This is a genomic window from Nitrospira sp. (assembly GCA_029194675.1).
Taxonomy (GTDB): Bacteria; Nitrospirota; Nitrospiria; order Nitrospirales; family Nitrospiraceae; genus Nitrospira_D.
In genome coordinates this window covers 509,260-526,110 of record JARFXP010000002.1, presented here as the reverse complement: position 1 = coordinate 526,110, position 16,851 = coordinate 509,260, and the positions used below count along the sequence as shown (strand labels likewise).

General features: G+C 54.0%; 16 protein-coding genes. All 16 read right to left on the bottom strand.

The features are described 5' to 3' along the window. Nucleotides 1-6 precede the first annotated feature (6 nt). Nucleotides 7-1,242: an ABC transporter permease gene (locus P0120_11405; GenBank protein ID MDF0674924.1), complete on the bottom strand. Its 1,236-nt coding sequence runs from the start codon at nt 1,240-1,242 to the stop codon at nt 7-9. Beyond that, on the bottom strand, nt 1,243-1,953 hold the full coding sequence (locus P0120_11400; GenBank protein ID MDF0674923.1) for an ABC transporter ATP-binding protein: 711 nt from the start codon (nt 1,951-1,953) through the stop codon (nt 1,243-1,245). A gap of 114 nt (nt 1,954-2,067) precedes the next feature. After that, the gene (locus P0120_11395; protein ID MDF0674922.1) at nt 2,068-3,321 is read right to left on the bottom strand and encodes an efflux RND transporter periplasmic adaptor subunit; all 1,254 of its coding nucleotides are present in this window, start codon (nt 3,319-3,321) and stop codon (nt 2,068-2,070) included. A gap of 190 nt (nt 3,322-3,511) precedes the next feature. Next, a complete protein-coding gene (accC, locus tag P0120_11390; protein MDF0674921.1) occupies nt 3,512-4,852 on the bottom strand; it encodes an acetyl-CoA carboxylase biotin carboxylase subunit in 1,341 nt (446 codons plus the stop codon). A 43-nt stretch (nt 4,853-4,895) separates the two neighbouring features. Next, on the bottom strand, nt 4,896-5,459 hold the full coding sequence (gene accB, locus P0120_11385) for an acetyl-CoA carboxylase biotin carboxyl carrier protein (protein ID MDF0674920.1): 564 nt from the start codon (nt 5,457-5,459) through the stop codon (nt 4,896-4,898). Continuing rightward, nucleotides 5,456-6,016, bottom strand: a complete 561-nt coding sequence (gene efp / locus P0120_11380) for an elongation factor P (protein MDF0674919.1) — start codon at nt 6,014-6,016, stop codon at nt 5,456-5,458. Before efp ends, accB begins: the two co-directional genes overlap by 4 nt. Before the next feature lie 51 nt (nt 6,017-6,067). Then, nucleotides 6,068-6,565 carry a type II 3-dehydroquinate dehydratase gene (aroQ, locus tag P0120_11375; GenBank protein MDF0674918.1) on the bottom strand — a complete coding sequence of 166 codons (498 nt, stop codon included), beginning with the start codon at nt 6,563-6,565 and terminating at the stop codon, nt 6,068-6,070. 108 nt (nt 6,566-6,673) lie between these two features. Then, nucleotides 6,674-7,414, bottom strand: a complete 741-nt coding sequence (locus P0120_11370) for a tetratricopeptide repeat protein (protein MDF0674917.1) — start codon at nt 7,412-7,414, stop codon at nt 6,674-6,676. Between the two features lie 8 nt (nt 7,415-7,422). Further along, a complete protein-coding gene (gene coaBC / locus P0120_11365) occupies nt 7,423-8,667 on the bottom strand; it encodes a bifunctional phosphopantothenoylcysteine decarboxylase/phosphopantothenate--cysteine ligase CoaBC (protein ID MDF0674916.1) in 1,245 nt (414 codons plus the stop codon). Nucleotides 8,668-8,670: 3 nt separating this feature from the next. Then, on the bottom strand, nt 8,671-9,030 hold the full coding sequence (locus P0120_11360) for a DNA-directed RNA polymerase subunit omega (GenBank protein ID MDF0674915.1): 360 nt from the start codon (nt 9,028-9,030) through the stop codon (nt 8,671-8,673). Between the two features lie 20 nt (nt 9,031-9,050). After that, the gene (gmk, locus tag P0120_11355) at nt 9,051-9,680 is read right to left on the bottom strand and encodes a guanylate kinase (GenBank protein MDF0674914.1); all 630 of its coding nucleotides are present in this window, start codon (nt 9,678-9,680) and stop codon (nt 9,051-9,053) included. A gap of 74 nt (nt 9,681-9,754) precedes the next feature. Then, nucleotides 9,755-10,633: a YicC family protein gene (locus tag P0120_11350; GenBank protein ID MDF0674913.1), complete on the bottom strand. Its 879-nt coding sequence runs from the start codon at nt 10,631-10,633 to the stop codon at nt 9,755-9,757. Further along, nucleotides 10,630-11,295 carry an endonuclease III gene (gene nth, locus P0120_11345; protein MDF0674912.1) on the bottom strand — a complete coding sequence of 222 codons (666 nt, stop codon included), beginning with the start codon at nt 11,293-11,295 and terminating at the stop codon, nt 10,630-10,632. Before nth ends, P0120_11350 begins: the two co-directional genes overlap by 4 nt. A gap of 21 nt (nt 11,296-11,316) precedes the next feature. Then, nucleotides 11,317-13,062, bottom strand: a complete 1,746-nt coding sequence (gene hflX, locus P0120_11340) for a GTPase HflX (protein ID MDF0674911.1) — start codon at nt 13,060-13,062, stop codon at nt 11,317-11,319. Beyond that, nucleotides 13,004-14,125: a tRNA (adenosine(37)-N6)-threonylcarbamoyltransferase complex transferase subunit TsaD gene (gene tsaD / locus P0120_11335; GenBank protein ID MDF0674910.1), complete on the bottom strand. Its 1,122-nt coding sequence runs from the start codon at nt 14,123-14,125 to the stop codon at nt 13,004-13,006. The genes hflX and tsaD overlap by 59 nt, the downstream gene beginning before the upstream one ends. 108 nt (nt 14,126-14,233) lie before the next feature. Further along, nucleotides 14,234-16,660, bottom strand: a complete 2,427-nt coding sequence (locus P0120_11330; protein MDF0674909.1) for an ATP-dependent Clp protease ATP-binding subunit — start codon at nt 16,658-16,660, stop codon at nt 14,234-14,236. Between the last annotated feature and the right edge of the window lie 191 nt (nt 16,661-16,851).

Below are 16,851 nucleotides of genomic sequence, written 5' to 3'. Positions count from 1 at the left end.
CCAACCCTATTCGTAGCGCAACGCTTCGATGGGATTGAGTCGAGCGGCTTTGTTGGCAGGATATAAACCAAAAAATAAGCCGACGGCGACGGAAAAGACGAATGCCGTCGCAACCGTGTGGCCCGAGATAATCGTGGGCCATCCGGCAATCACCGTCGTCAAGCGGGCCGCAAACACCCCGAATAGGATGCCGATACAACCGCCGACCACACTGAGCGTCATGGCCTCGATCAAGAACTGTATCAGGATATGGGCTCGCTTGGCTCCAACTGCCATACGGACTCCGATTTCTCTTGTTCGTTCGGTCACAGAAACAAGCAGTATGTTCATAATGCCGATCCCGCCGACGAGCAGCGAGACGGACGCAATCGCCATCAACATGACCGTCAAGGTTTGACTCGTCCCCTCCTGCACCATGGCAATATCGACCTGCGTACGAATGGCGAAATCATCCGGCTGCTCGCCCTGTAGACGGTGGCGAGACCTCAAGACCTCTCGTATGAGTTCTACCGCTTCCGGCATATCCTCGGCTCGATCTGTGGCGGCGTACAGGCCGCCGACCGATCCAAGGAACGGCGTTCCAAAGACTTTTCGCTCGGCAGTCGTGAAGGGGATAAAGACGACATCGTCCTGATCCTGACCATACGTGTTCTGTCCTTTTGGAGATAAGATGCCGATCACGCGGAGCGGGACGTTTCTAATGCGAATGACGGCCCCGAGTGGTTCCTCCCCTTGATCGAAGAGTTCATCAACCACCGACTGTCCAAGAAGTGCGACGAGCCCCGCACTATCCATATCTGCCTGGGTAAAGGAACCTCCCTTACTGAACGTCCAGTCTCGGATACTGAGATAGCTGGGTGACACTCCATTGACCGGGCTGTTACAGTTGCGGTGACCGTTCACGATCTGCAGTATGTCGCGTTTCGTCCAAGCAGTATCCGATAGAACCAGAATTCTCTTCTTCAGATCCACTGCATCCGCAACGGTCAGCGTGACAGCCCCACCTTGTGCACCTCGCACACCACCGACGCTCGTCGCGGTAGGCCAGATCATGATGACATTCGTGCCCATGGTGGCAATCTGCTTCTGCACGGCCTGCTTTGCCCCCTCGCCGATACTGACCATCGCGATGACCGCTCCCACACCGATGATAATCCCCAGCATGGTCAAGCCGGCACGCAGCCTGTTTCGCCCAAGAATTCGCAATGCCGTCACGATCGTCAGCCACACAAACGCATGCATTTACATTCCCACCACATGGGATCTGCCTTCGGTCGCCCGATCGCTTAGGACTTGACCATCCTTAATCGTAATCTGCCGTGACGCATAGGCCGCAATATCGATTTCGTGCGTGACCAGGATCACCGTGATCCCTTCCCGATTCAACCCTTCAAGAATCTCCATGATTTCTTGGCTGGACTGAGTATCGAGATTTCCGGTCGGTTCATCCGCAAGGAGCAACGAGGGTGACGTCACCAGAGCCCGAGCGATCGCCACTCGCTGCTGCTGCCCTCCCGAAAGTTGTGTTGGTGAATGGTGCTCGCGCCCGCTCAACCCCACACGCTGCAACGCAGCAGACGCCAGCGATTTCTGTTCCTTGAGGGGAAGTCCTCGGTAAAACAGTGGCAACTGGGCGTTTTCCAACGCGCTGGTGCGAGGGATGAGATTGAAACTTTGAAAGACAAAGCCGATTTGCTGATTCCGGATCTCTGCCAACCGGTCTGGCTGCAAATGTCCGACATCAATACTGTTCAACCGATACTGTCCCTTGGTCGGTTGATCAAGGCACCCGAGAATGTTCATCAGTGTGGATTTGCCTGATCCGCTCGACCCCATAATCGCAACGAACTCGCCTTGCCGGATGGTGAGATTCAACCCTCTCAGCGCCTGCACTTCAACGTCGCCGACTCGATAGACCTTCCAAATATCTTCACAAATGATCAGCGCGGTCACAAACCTATCCTCTAGGAGATGCGATCTGAAGATGAATGACCGGAGGACGGTGCTAAGAGATTACGTTCGGCAAGCCAAATCGCATACACCGTATGTATCACACAATCCGACGGCTCACCGAGAACGAGGGCGCCGCTGGTTGCCGAATCCTGGCGGCAGCTCGCTGCTCTTTCTTTCCCCAAAAGACTGCTCGATACCGACAACGACCGAATCACCTTCCGTGAGACCGCCGGACAGGACTTCGGTGGTGATGCCATCCGAGATACCCGTTTGGACCGACAGAGAAACGAGGTCACCGCTTTCTACCTGTGTCCAAACAGTCCTCGACTGCCCCGCTGTTCCTCCTGTGTGGATCGGGTGTCCCCCCTCTGCTTTTGTCGCTTGTCCTTCCAATCCTCGGCGGTCTCCTTCAGTCTTCGGAGGCATGAAGCGTAGCGCCGCGTTAGGAACTTTGAGCACCTGGTCTCTTTGAGCCACCACAATCGCTACGTTCGCAGTCATTCCAGGCTTTAGACGTAAGTCCTTGTTATCTACGCCTACCACCACAGTATAGGTGACGACATTTTGGACGTTGATGGGTGCGAGGCGCACCTGTTTAATAATGCCGGCAAAGGACATTCCCGGATAGGCATCTACCGTGAAAACCGCCGCCTTCCCTTCCGTCATCCCGCCGATATCCGACTCACTCACGTTGGTATCGACTTGCATGTTGGTCAGATCGAGGGCAATGAGAAATAAGTTGGGCGTGGCAAAGCTGGCGGCGATCGTCTGACCGACCTCTACATTCCGCGCAACGACAATACCGTCTACAGGGGACCGAATGACGGTATATTTCAATTCCAGTTCGGCCGCATTCAATGCTGCTTCCGCTTGCTTGACCTGTGCCTCGGCAACCCGCAACTGTGCTTCTGCGCTTTGAAAATTTGTGAGTGCGACATCGACGTCGTTTTGTGAAACAAACTGCTGAGGCAACAGCGATTGAACACGGTCGAGTTCACGTTTTCGCTGCGCCAGGTCGGCTTTGGATCGTGCGATGTTTGACCGCGCCATTTCCAGATTGCTGGCAGCCTGTTCCCGACGAGCCTTGAACGGTTCGGGATCAATGACGGCAACCGTCTCTCCGGCCTTTACTCGTGAGTTGAAATCGGCGTGGAGGCTTTTGATCATCCCTGATACTTGCGTACCCACTTGGACGGAGACAACCGGATTGATGGTTCCCGTCGCGCTGACGACAGAAACGATCTCACCACGTTCGACTGCTGCCGCCCGATATCGAATGGGAGGTTTCCGCTCTCCGTTAAAAAACACGTAGCCACCGATGGCAATTCCGATAGCCACGATACTAATAATGAAGCCGAGACGTCGCATACGTTGGGCGCTCGACACAGCGAGCACCAATATATCCTATCAGGAACCCAATAGGTGATGCACCTTCCCTCGCGTGAAGCGGGGAGTATTTTGATGAGCTTACCATGAGACTCTACGCTTACCAAGAAATGAGATCACTTGATGGAGCAACACCGAAAAGGCTGTGCTTCCGGAGGGAGAACTTGCGGGCTTAGCTTGCCAAGAATCGTTCCAAGAACGTCGTCGATACGTGGCCCTTTTGAAAATCGGGATCGTCGAGGATTCGACGGTGAAGCGGAATGGTGGTCTTAATGCCCTCGATGATAAACTCGCCAAGCGCGCGTTTCATACGAGCTACTGACTCCTGTCGATCACGTCCATGGGTGATCAGCTTCGCAATCATCGAATCGTAGTAAGGAACGACGACCGAACCCGACTCCATGGCTGAATCGACGCGGATTCCGAAGCCTCCCGGAGAACTGTATTTGGTGATTACTCCTGGAGACGGGGTAAATTTCTCCGGATCCTCGGCATTAATGCGACACTCCAAACTGTGCCCCGTGATGGTCACATCCTGTTGCCGAATTGAGAGCGGATGACCGGCCGACAAACGGATCTGCTCCTTAATCAGATCCACGCCGGTCACCATTTCGGTGATTGGGTGCTCCACCTGGATGCGTGTATTGACTTCCATGAAATAAAACTGGCGGTCTTTGTCCAGTAAAAATTCTACCGTGCCCACATTTCGGTAATGCGCAGCCTTCACCGCCTCCACAGCTACTCGGCCGATTTCCCGACGCAATTTGTCATCGACTACGGGAGAGGGGGTTTCCTCAACCAATTTTTGATGTCGCCGTTGAATCGAACAGTCTCGTTCTCCGAGGTGGACCACCCGACCATATTGGTCGGCCAAAATCTGCACCTCGATATGCCGCGGTTCCAGGAAGTACCGCTCGAGGTACACACCGTCGTTGCCGAAGGTCGATTTCGCTTCAGCCTGAGCAGCCTGGAAGGCTCGGCCCAGGTCATCGGCCTTATTGACGACGCGCATGCCTCGCCCTCCCCCTCCGGCCGTGGCTTTAATAATGACAGGAAAACCGATCTTCTGCGCCGCCTGCAGCGCCTCCTCCTCACTGCGCAATTCGCCTGGGCTCCCCGGCGTGACCGGAAGGCCTCGCTTCGCCACGATCTCTCGCGCCTTCGCCTTATCCCCCATCATGGCGATATTTTCTGAGCTCGGTCCGATAAACCTCATGCCGATCGACTCGCAGACTTCCGCAAAATGGGCATTCTCCGACAGAAATCCGTACCCCGGATGGATGGCGTCGACTCCCGTAATCTCTGCGGCACTCAAGACATTGGGAATATTTCGGTAACTCAATGCCGATTCGGCCGGCCCGACACACATCTTTTCGTCGGCCGCTCGAACGTGCAGCGCAAGCGCATCCGCCTCAGAATGAATGGCCACGGTCTTGATGCCGAGTTCCTTGCAAGCACGGATCACTCGCAGCGCGATTTCTCCGCGATTGGCAACCAGAACTTTCTTAAACACGTCTCGGCTCCGATACGAGGGTGAGGACAGCCCTTAAAATGACCTATGAAGCGGCTTTGGGATCGATAAGAAACAGTGCCTGACCATATTCCACTGACTTTGTGCTTTCCACCAAGATCTTGACAAGGCGACCGTCCACTTCTGACTCAATTTCGTTCATGAGTTTCATCGCTTCGACGATGCACAGCACTTGCCCCTTTTTCACAGACTCCCCCTCTTCAACGTACGGATCGGCGTCGGGTGAGGGGGATCGGTAAAATGTGCCGACGATTGGGGAAGTGACGGTCACAAAACCCGTGCTTGCGTCCGACACCGGTGCCGTGACTGAAGCAGAATGCATCGGTTGTTGAGGCGGGGTTTGGACAGACTCCTGCGCTGAAGTCGCAAGAGGTCTGGCTACGAGTTCATGGCGGACACGGATACGGATGCCCTGTCGTTCAAACTCAAGCTCGGTCAAATTATTGCGCCGAAGCAAATCGATGAGTTCTTGGATTTGCTTGGTGGAACCCCCTGTGAGTGAGACCTCATCACCTGTCTCGTTCACAGTCTGCGGTAACACAATCCGACGCGTCTTGGTCTTGGAATGAATAGATCGACGACGGCTCACCGAACGCGCTCCACATAGGATCTGGTGCGAGTATCGATCCGGATGACGGTGCCGACCTCCAAATAGAGCGGAACTTTGATCGTCGCCCCCGTTTCCACGACCGCCGGTTTGGTTCCTCCAGACGCAGTGTCCCCCCGCACACCGGGCTCCGCATCGACCACCTTGAGCTCAATGAAGTTCGGCAATTCGACGGCGATCGGGCGATGCTCGTAGATGAGGATCTTGACGGTCATATTTTCTTTCAACAAATCGGCGTTCTCTCCCAACTGACTCCTCTCAAACGTCAACTGCTCGTACGTCTCGGTATCCATCAGAGTGTAAGAATTTCCGGATGCGTAGAGGAACTGCATGACGCGCTCATCCAAATCGGGCTCTTCAAACCGTTCTCCAGAGCGAAACGTTCGGTCCAACACATTTCCAGAGAGGTAGCTTTTCAACTTCGTACGTACGAAGGCACCGCCTTTGCCGGGCTTGACGTGCTGAAACTCGACGATATAAAAAGGCTCTCCCTCGACCATCAAACGCACCCCGCTGCGAAAATCCACCGTGGAAATCACTCGCAACTCCCTCCTATCATTGAAAAAGCGACCGACAGCTTGGGCATCCCCTCATCGAGCGCCTGGCTTCGCTCCGCTTCCTGAGGCACTCCCATCAGCAGAACGTTTTGATCCGGAAGCAGATATTTGTTCGCACAGTCCTCGCAAGGCCAACAGATAGCCGGCCGCACCGAACCCAGAGATCTGTGCCAAGGCGACTCCCGATACATATGAATGTCGCCTGAATTCTTCACGCCGATAGATGTTTGACAGATGGACCTCAATGGTAGGCAAATCAACGGCGGCCAGGGCATCGCGTATCGCGATACTGGTGTGAGTATAGGCCGCTGGATTGATGATAATGCCGTGATAGCCTCGTCGCGCTTCTTGAATCCAGTTCACCAATTCCCCTTCATGATTCGAGTGACGAATAACCAGTTCAGCTCCAAGATCGCCACCCAGCGTTATCAGCGACGCATCGATCGTATCAAGGGTCACCGTTCCGTAAATAGATTCCTCCCGGTGACCCAACAGGTTCAGATTCGGACCGTGAAGGACCAAGATGCGCATGTCGCGTGGGATACCTCCCCTCTATATCTCCCTCACACCGCCACGCCAAGGGCGGCATTCTAACAGCCCCCTCTTAGAGGGTCAAACCGTTGAAGTCATGAGGGGAGTTCAGGAGTCGAGTCGAGAAGAGACTTGGAGATTTCGTCGGCGTGTCTGGACCGAGTTAAGCCACTGCTCAAGCTGTGCGATCACTACGCTTCTCGTTTTCTGTGAGGTTTGGGCCGTAAAACCGGCTGTCTGGGCAAGTCTTTCTTCCGAACGGGGTGCGCTACTAGACACCCCGTTGGCTTCAGCTTTGGTTGCCGGCGTCGCATCGCCTAATGCGTATGTCAAGCCCTCGCCGCGAAGCCGGTCAGACTCAACGCTAGCGGTCTTTACCGGCGTGGCAAGCAATTGTCTTTGCGATTGTGCCTCTCCATGAACCGTCGGTACGTCGAACCCGGCGCGAAGGGACAAAGCTTCCTGGTCGTGTGGATTCATGGACAAAATAACATCGCACGACCGGACGGCCGCTTCTTTGGCCCCTTGAGCCGCGTAGAGCTTCGCCAATGTTCGATGTGCACGAAGATTGTCAGGGCTCAATTTTATGGCTTCCTCAAGAATGGCCTTAGCCTTGACTGGTTGGTTCATCTGCTCATATGCGCGACCTAACGCCACCATGGCCGTGATGAAACCTGGATAAGTCTTCAACCCATCTTCAAGAACAGCAACGGCCTCTTCCCACATGCCGGCTTTGCCGTATTCTTCTGCCAGAGGGATGAATACCTTAGACTTTGGCTCTTTAGCTAAGGTCAAGGCCAACTGATCAATTACACCGGCATTACCCGTTTTTTTTGAACCTGAGGTCATAGCTCGACTCACTCCACCAGGGACGCGCGACGAGGTGAGGTCAGGCACAGTTCGCGCACGGTCGTCAGAATTTCGTCGGCCAGACGGCGCTTGGGCATCGGGCCTAAGGCTTTCTGTTCGCCCGTGGCCGAAAGAATAACGACCGCATTGTCGTCACTGCCAAACCCACTTCCCGCTTGCGCGACATCGTTGGCAATGATGAGATCCAATCCTTTCCCTCTCAACTTGTCTGCTGCATGAGATAAGACTTGTTCGGTTTCTGCCGCGAAACCAACCACAATTTGCGATGTCCGGCGTGCGGACAACATTGCGAGAATGTCCGGAGTGGATTCAAGTTCGAGCACCAGCGCAGATTTGCCCTGTTTCTTGAGCTTCTGCCCAGCCGGAATTTTGGGGCGAAAGTCTGCGACCGCTGCAGCCATGATCAGAACCGTAGCAGACTGGAAATGCCGACTCAACGCGTCACTCATCTCGCTCGCGGTGTTGACTGAAACAGTGGTAACCCCTGGAGGAGGCGTTAGAGAGGAAGGCCCTGTAACCAAGACAACTTCCGCCCCTCGATCCCTTGCGGCTTCTGCAATGGCATACCCCATCTTCCCGGAGGAACGGTTGGAAATAAACCGAACCGGATCAATGGGTTCATGAGTCGGGCCCGCGGATACCAGCACCCGTTGTCCTCGCCAATCCAGCTGAGGGATCAGTGCCTTATGGACGGCATCCAAGATTCTTGACTCTGCTGGAAGCCTCCCTTGTGCGACTTGACCTGATGCCAGCGGACCCACTTCAGGATCAAGCACAACGATCCCACGGGCGCGGAGCAGCTGAACATGTTGAACAACCGTGGGATGTGCCCACATGTCCCCGTCCATGGCAGGAGCGACAATCACGGGACACCGAGCATTCAACAGCATCGTGCTCAACAGATCATCCGCCAGACCAAGCGCCGCCTTTGCCAGAAAATTTGCCGTAGCTGGCGCCACAACAATTGCGTGGGCCTGTCCTGGGACGATGAGATGAGCCATCTCTTCATGATATTCAAAAAGATCCGTCGCGACCCGCATTCCAGAGAGCACTTCAAACGTAAGGGGAGTCACAAATTTCGTGGCGGCCTCAGTCATCACCACCGAGACAGTGGCACCTTCACGCGCAAAAGCTCGAAGCAAGCCGACCGCTTTATACGCGGCGATGCTGCCGGTTACTCCAAGGGCAAGCCGCTTGCCCCACAGGTGTGTCGGCGATTGTGTTTCGTCCAATCCTTACCCCTCAGCCGGAGCCGTCGTCGGCTGCACCGTATCATCGACGTACACACTGAGCTCCTTCTTGATTTCGCGGGCGTCCTCTCCGGTCATCATCGCTATCCGCTCAGTTTCACCCTCTTTTCCTCGTTTAGCTTCCTTCATCGCATCGCGAGCCTCCTTGCCGGTCAAATACTTGGCATAACCTCTCAGCACCTCGTCAAGTGCGATGGTTGTTTCTTTTGTGAAGCGAGAGGACCCGGCTTGCTTAGCACCTTGAGTCAAGTGTTTCGCCCGCTGTGAGGCGACGATTACCAGTCGATGACGCGAATCAAATTCATTGGACGTATATTGCGGCAACAAACTCAGCATGTCGATCATAATAGGTCTTGCTCCCTTGGCTATAAAATGGATGACGGTTCCCTTTGTGCATCTTTCTCAAGAATAAAGCTTTGCTCAAGCCAATGCATGTCTATCCGTTTGGTCTTCAGACGTTCCGCCACGAAAATGCTTTTCAGCTCATGAAGAGATTGCGTCAGATCATCGTTGCGGACAATGTAATGGTATTCTCTGAAACTCCAGACTTCTTCCCTTACTTTTTGCAATCGGCGAACAATCTCCTCTTGAGAGTCTGACCCCCGACCTTGGAGTCGAGCACGCAGGATGTCCATCGATGGAGGGAGGATGAAGATATAGACGGCATCGCCAAATTTCTTTTTAATCTGAAGCGCACCTTGGACATCGATCTCCAGCAAGACATCGATGCCCTGCTCCATTCTTTCAGTTAAAGGCTTCCGCGGTGTTCCGTACCAGCTGGAATACACGTGTGCGTATTCTAGAAACTCATTTCTCGCAACCATATCGTGAAATACTTTCTCTTCAATAAAGAAGTACTCACGTCCGTGTTCTTCTCCTGGGCGCGCCTTTCTCGTCGTACACGACACCGAATGCCACAGCCCGGAGACCGATGCCACGACCTGTTTACACAAGGTCGTTTTTCCCGCTCCTGAAGGGGCTGAAATGATATACAAGATTCCCCGCCGTTCAGGAACTTGTCGATTCCCCGTAACACCAGGAGGGTGATTACTTGTGGTAATAGAGGTGCTCATTCGACATTCTGTATCTGTTCACGCATACGCTCAAGCTCGGCCTTCATTCGCACCACGTTGGCCCTGATCGCCGCGTCATTGGCTTTTGATCCAATGGTATTGACTTCCCGGCCCATCTCCTGAAGAAGAAAGTCCAACGTCTTTCCCACTGGTTCGGTACCTTGGAGCGCACGCTCAAACTGTACCATATGCGTGTCCAGCCTGACCAACTCTTCCGTAATGTCGCACCGATCGGCATAGAGGGCCAACTCCTGATTGAGCCGAGGGAGGTCGGGGATAGAGTCTGCCAACAACTTCTCCACTCGCTGCTTCATACGGTCGAAGGTTTCCTGCGCAATAAGGGGAGCACGGGACGATACTGCACTCCTGCATTCCCGCACTTGATTAAGTCGAGCGAGGATATCCTGTGCAAGCAAGAAGCCCTCTTTCTCCCGCATCTTCGCCAGATCCGACACCGCGCCTAGCCCCAGTTTCTCCACCACTCTTACGAGCTTAGGATCGTCGGCCGGCTGCTCCGAAAGCGCGATAATATCGCGGAACCCCGCCATCAGTCCGATGTCAATGGAGCCTTTAAGTTTCAGCCTGCGTTGGAGTGTACGAAGGGTCTGATGGTACTGTTTCGCTAGCTCAACGTCAAGTTGCACTGCACGAGCGCTTCCTCGACTGCCTTGTAGCAACACTGTAAGATCAACTCTTCCACGTGCACAATGTTGTTGGATCACCTTCTTGAAGCGTTCTTCGAGCCCGCTCATCGACTTCGGCATACGAATGGATGTTTCAAGGAACCGATGGTTGACTGATCTCACTTCAACACTCACGGCCCCCTCGGACCATGATTCTTGTCGCTGGCCAAATCCTGTCATGCTCTTAATCATTTCTGGAGTTTTCCTTCCCACTCACAAACATCGTAAATCGGGCAAACACAACAGCGAGGCTTCCGCGCGAGGCACACATACCGGCCATGAAGGAGCAACCGTTGGGACACATCCGTCCACTGGGTTTGCGGATACATTGATTGCAGATCGCGCTCAATTTGATCGGGATCCCTTGAATGGGTCAGGGCCAATCGGTTGGCCACCCGCCTTACATGTGTATCAACCACAATGCCCGGTTTTCTAAATACGGCCCCAAGGAGTACATTGGCTGTTTTTCGCCCGACACCAGGTAGCGATGTGAGTTCTTCCATTGTGTCGGGAACGTGGCTCTTGAACTGCGCGCTAATGACCTGGGCACAGCCGATCAAGTTTTTCGCCTTATTCTTATAAAAGCCCGTCGATCTGATCAATGCCTCCAGCTCAGTCGATGTCGCCTTTGCCATGGCTTGAGGCGTTGGATATTGCGTGAACAGGCTCGGCGTCACCTGATTCACACGCTGGTCCGTGCACTGTGCCGATAGAATTGTGGCGACCAGTAGCTCCCATGGAGAACGATACGTTAATTCCACTTGTGCCACCGGCATGGCGTGACGGAGACTCCTGGCAATCTGCGCCGGGCGGTCGAGAACGGACTGTACGCCCACGTGTTGGGGTTGCTTCATGGCGGCCCGATTGTGCAGAGGTTACCGACGAGATGCAAGCACCAGTGCGTCGCCCTGCGGCGGTAGATCAACAGTCCGATGTTCACCGGTTGGCAACGCTCTCACGTGCGCTTCCAGTTGAGCGAGGAGCGGACGAAGTGTGGCGGGCTGGAGCGCCGAAATGCCGATGGCTCCGTAACGTCGGCAGAGTAACTCGATGTGCGATGGAGATATCTGGTCACACTTATTAAACACGAGCAATCTCGGTATCCCATTCAACTGCAACTCCTCAAGGATGGCGATGACGGCCGTAATTTGGATATCAATGTCTGCTGCGCTGCCATCGACAACATGCAGTAGGAGATCAGCCTCTCGGAGCTCTTCGAGCGTTGTCCGAAAGGCGCCGACCAGTTCTTGCGGAAGATCCCGAATAAACCCTACCGTGTCGGTAATGATGACTTCGCGATCCTCGGGAAACCGCAGACGGCGGCTCGTCGTGTCCAGGGTTTCAAATAATCTGTTTTGAGCGGATACCTGACTGTTCGTCAACACGTTGAGCAATGTCGACTTACCGGCGTTCGTATAGCCCACGAGTGAAACGATGGGAAGTCCGTGCCGACTTCGCCTTGACCGCCGTTGGTCTTGTTGGCGTCCAAACTGTGTCAGTTCCCGTTCTAAATGGGTGATGCGGTCACGCACGCGGCGACGATCAGTTTCCAATTTGGTTTCGCCCGGTCCTCGAGTGCCGATCCCACCACCCAGGCGCGAGAGTTGAGCACCTTTCCCAGACAATCGTGGAAGCAGATACCGTAGCTGCGCTAGTTCCACTTGTACTTTGCCTTCACGACTGTGGGCTCGGCGAGCAAAGATGTCCAGGATCAGTTGAGTCCGATCGATCACCTTAATATCGGTCATCTCTGAAATGGCTCGCAGTTGAGCCGGCGACAAGGTTTGATCAAAGATCACCATGTCGGCGCCTCGATGGAGCGTCTGAATCAAAACATCCTTCATCTTGCCGCTTCCCAAGAGATAGCGCTGATGCCCATCCGACGTTCGTTGTACGACTTGATCGACCACTGTGACGTCGACGGAGGTGGCCAACTCCGCCAATTCGGCCAAACGCTCTTCCTGCTCGGACCGACTTTTAATAGAAGCGCTGACGAGTATCGCCGCTTCCTTACCGCTCTCCACCGCATAGTGAGCTCGCGCCTGCTGAAGGTCTGCATCGAGCTCTTCGATAAACTGGTCGAATATCATTGTCAGGTTGTGGAACGGAACAGCCTCGAGCACTTTGAACAATTGACCGGTCGAATTGGGCGCCAGCAGATGAGCTACATACAGGTTGCCAAGTTGGCCATCCTCGGTAATGGAGAGGAGGCCGATAAGATCAAGTCGCAAGAAGGCGAGGTCGGTGAGCACCTCTTGATTGAGTGGCTGATCGTGCAGTTGTGTACGAATGAACCTCAAACCACGGAGCGATCGCGCACCCGCACGGAACAAGGTCAACGTTGTTGAAGACAACGTCAAATCCGTTCCCACAATCACTTCCTGAACTTGTCCTCGTCTGGTCAAGAGCACGCCGAGCGGACGACGGAGTTCAACGGTCAGCTGGGCCATTGCCTTTGCGAGCTCCGCGGTAATGACTTTATCGGATGAGACACGACGTCGGTAGAGTCGTTCAACCGACGCGACTTGGCTGGTACGTAATCCTGTGATCTGACCCCGGATATCAGGAATTGGCTTTCTCCTTATCCCTTGGAAAAACCGATGCTTGATCGGGTTTTTCATGAACCATCACAAACCTCTCGGCCGGAGTGATATCGAGATCTGCATGTGGTCGTTCTCCGTTCATCAGCAACTGACGACCCGCTGAGGCAATCATGGCAGCATTGTCAGTGCAAAACTCGATAGGCGGCAGCGATAGGCGAATACCTTCACGTGCCGCGCGCTCGTTCAGCACAGTTCTTAATCGCGAATTAGCTGAAACCCCTCCCACGACAGCAAGCGCAGCCAGGTTCGACTGCTTGAGAGCGGCGAAGGCCTTCGTGGCCAAAACCTGCACAATAGCTTCTTGGTAGCCGGCCGCCAAATCGGCAGTCTGTTGAGATCGCAGAGGACCACCCATTTCTCGCAACTTATACAACAAAGCCGTCTTGAGACCACTGAAGCTGAACTCAAGACTGTTCTTTGCCCGGTGAAATCGGGGGAATCGAAAGACCTGTACATCACCGGAACGTGCGATTCGATCAATAGCTGGTCCGCCCGGATACCCCAAACCAAGCATCTGGGCCCCCTTGTCGAACGCCTCACCAGCGGCGTCGTCGCGAGTGCGTCCCAGTAGTATACACAGGCCGCCGACTTCATGGCGATAGAGGTGGGTATGGCCACCCGATACAACCAGCACAATGCAGGACAGTGGGAACATGGGGTCGGCGAGCCATGCGGAAGCGATGTGCCCCTGTAGGTGATTGACCCCGATGATCGGAATACCCAAACCGTAGCTCAAGGCTTTTGCATAATTAACTCCTACCAAAAGCGCCCCAGCCAATCCCGGTCCCTGGGTGACTGCGATGGCACCGAGAGTATGTTTCGAGACTTGAGCCGTCGCCAAGGCTTCCCTGACCACCATGTCGATCTTCCCAAGGTGAGCTCGCGCGGCTAACTCCGGGACGACGCCACCGAATTTTTCATGGACGGCCACTTGTGAAGACACGACGTTGGAAAGCACTTCTCCTTCACAACTGAGTAGGGCTGCAGCCGTTTCGTCGCATGAAGACTCGATTCCAAGAACCGAGCCCGGACGCCATCGAGCCTCATATTGAAACTCGGACCGATTGGAGTTGGAACACATCTCGTTACGAAGGAGCCAGATGACATTGGATAACAAAACGGCCTCTGCAGCAATCAGCCACAGAGGCCGCCAACACTTGTATGAGGATTTTAACGATCACAAAGAGCACTATACTTCGGCCATTGCCTCCTGTTCGATGAAGGTCGGAGCTCCGTCCCGCAGAACCACTTTCACCTTGCGGCTTTCTTTGAACCGCCCCCTGATCAGTTCATCGGACAGCGGGTCTCCGATGGCACGTTGAATAGCCCGCCGCATTGGCCTTGCTCCGTACAACGGCTCATAGCCCTCTTTGATGAGCCACTGCTTGACTTCGTCATCGACATCAATCTCAATCCCTTTATCCAGGAGGCGGAGGTTCAACTCACGGAGTAGGATATCCAAGATGCTATAGAGCTGTTCTTTTTCCAATTGATGGAAAATCACGATCTCATCGATCCGGTTCAGGAATTCCGGACTGAACGATTTCCGAAGCTCTCCGAGCACTTCTTCCTTCTTCCGACGGGCGGCTTCGCTTTCTGTGCTCTGGAAACCAAGGGAAACACCCTTCTGAATCAATTTCGTCCCGATGTTGGACGTCATAATGACGACCGTGTTCTTGAAATCAACCTTTCGTCCGAGGCTATCAGTCAGTACGCCGTCGTCTAATACTTGGAGCAGGACATTGAACACATCCGGATGTGCCTTCTCGATTTCATCGAATAACACGACGGAATAAGGCCGACGACGGACCTTCTCGGTCAACTGCCCCCCCTCTTCATAGCCCACATAGCCGGGAGGAGCACCGAAGAGTCGAGAACTCGTAAACTTCTCCTGATATTCGGACATATCGACACGAATCAGCGCATCTTCACTATTGAACAGAAACTCGGCCAATGTCCTGGCCAGTTCCGTCTTGCCCACGCCCGTCGGTCCCAAGAAAATGAACGAGCCGATCGGTTTCCGAGCTTCCTTCAAGCCGGCACGAGATCGACGGATGGCGCGGGCGACCGCCGAAATCGCCTCATTTTGACCGACGACTCGTTTATGGAGAAATTCTTCCATGCGCAAGAGCTTGTTGGACTCTTCTTCCTCCAGCTTAAAGAGCGGAATACCGGTCATTTTTGAGACAACGTAAGCGACATCCTCCTTGCCGATCACAGGCTTGCTCTTCTCCTGATTCTTTTTCCATTCTCGCTTGGATTCGTCGAGCAGCTTACGCAACCTCTCTTCTTCCTCACGATGCCGTACGGCTTCCTCGAAATTCTGCATAGAGATCGAGAGTTCCTTCTCCCGCGACACCTTTTTCAGCTCTTGCTCCATCGCTTTCAATTCAGAAGGGAGCGCATAGGTCTGAAGCTTCGCCCGTGACCCGGTTTCGTCGATCAAATCGATCGCCTTGTCCGGGAGAAACCGGTCGGTGATGTACCGATCGGACAACTTGACAGCCTCAATAATGGCGTCCTCCGTGATTTCCACTCCGTGATGTTCTTCGTATCGGTCTCGAAGCCCTTGAATAATGCGGACAGTTTCATCGAGATTGGGGGGCTGAACGTGTATCGGCTGAAATCGCCGTTTCAACGCGCCATCTTTTTCAATATGTTTTCGGTACTCATCCAACGTCGTGGCCCCAATGCATTGGATCTCGCCGCGCGACAAGGCCGGCTTCAACATATTGGAGGCATCGATGGATCCCTCTGCAGCTCCTGCTCCAACCAGCGTATGCAGCTCATCGATGAAAATGATAATATTGCCAGCTTGGACAATCTCCTTCATCACGACCTTGAGACGTTCTTCGAACTGCCCGCGGTATTTGGTACCGGCGACTAAAGAACCTAGATCCAAGGCGATGACCCGACGAGAGAGCAGATTGTCGGGAACTTCAGATTGAACGATCCGCTGAGCAAGCCCTTCCACGATGGCGGTTTTTCCAACGCCAGATTCACCGATCAGTACAGGGTTATTCTTGCTCCTTCGACTGAGGATCTGCAGGACACGCTCAATTTCGTCAGCCCTGCCGATCACAGGATCCAGTTGACCTTCTTGAGCCAGTTGGGTCAGATCACGTCCGAATTCATCGAGAGCTGGAGTATTGCTTTTCCTATCCCGCTCTCGCGGAGCCGATTTGCGCAGAAACGTCACAGTTAACTGCCGTGCGGTCAACAGATTTGCGCCCAAACTACGAAGAATCTTTCCACCTATCCCTTCTTCTTCACGAAGAAGGCCGAGAAGAAGATGCTCGCTGCCGATGTGATTGTGGCCCAGCAGGCGGGCTTCTTCGACGCCGTATTCAATGACCTTCTTGACGCGTGGACTAAAGGGAATCTCCCCGAACGTCATGGTGGTCCCTCCTCCAGGCAGATTTCGCTCGATTTCTAACCTGATCTGCTCCGTAGAAAGCCCCATCTTTTTCAAAATCATGAGAGCAATGCCGTCGGACTCGCGAAGTATGGCCAAGACAAGATGTTCAGTCCCTAGATAGTCGTTCTGGTGTCGCTCGGCTTCCTCGCGCGCGAGAATGATGATCTTTCGACCTTTGTCCGTGAATCGTTCGAACATCCTGCCTCCTTACTCGTGACGACGAATCCTGGCCGCGTTCGAGCAAAACCGTTGAAAAACCTTGGCCTAATTCTAACCACAGTACTGTTGAGAGTCAAGGTTGAGCGGATAACAAAACGGCGTGATACGTACGGTAAACATCGCTCGCTGTTTCTTTGCTTTCTGCATGACACACCCATGAATGCGATCAG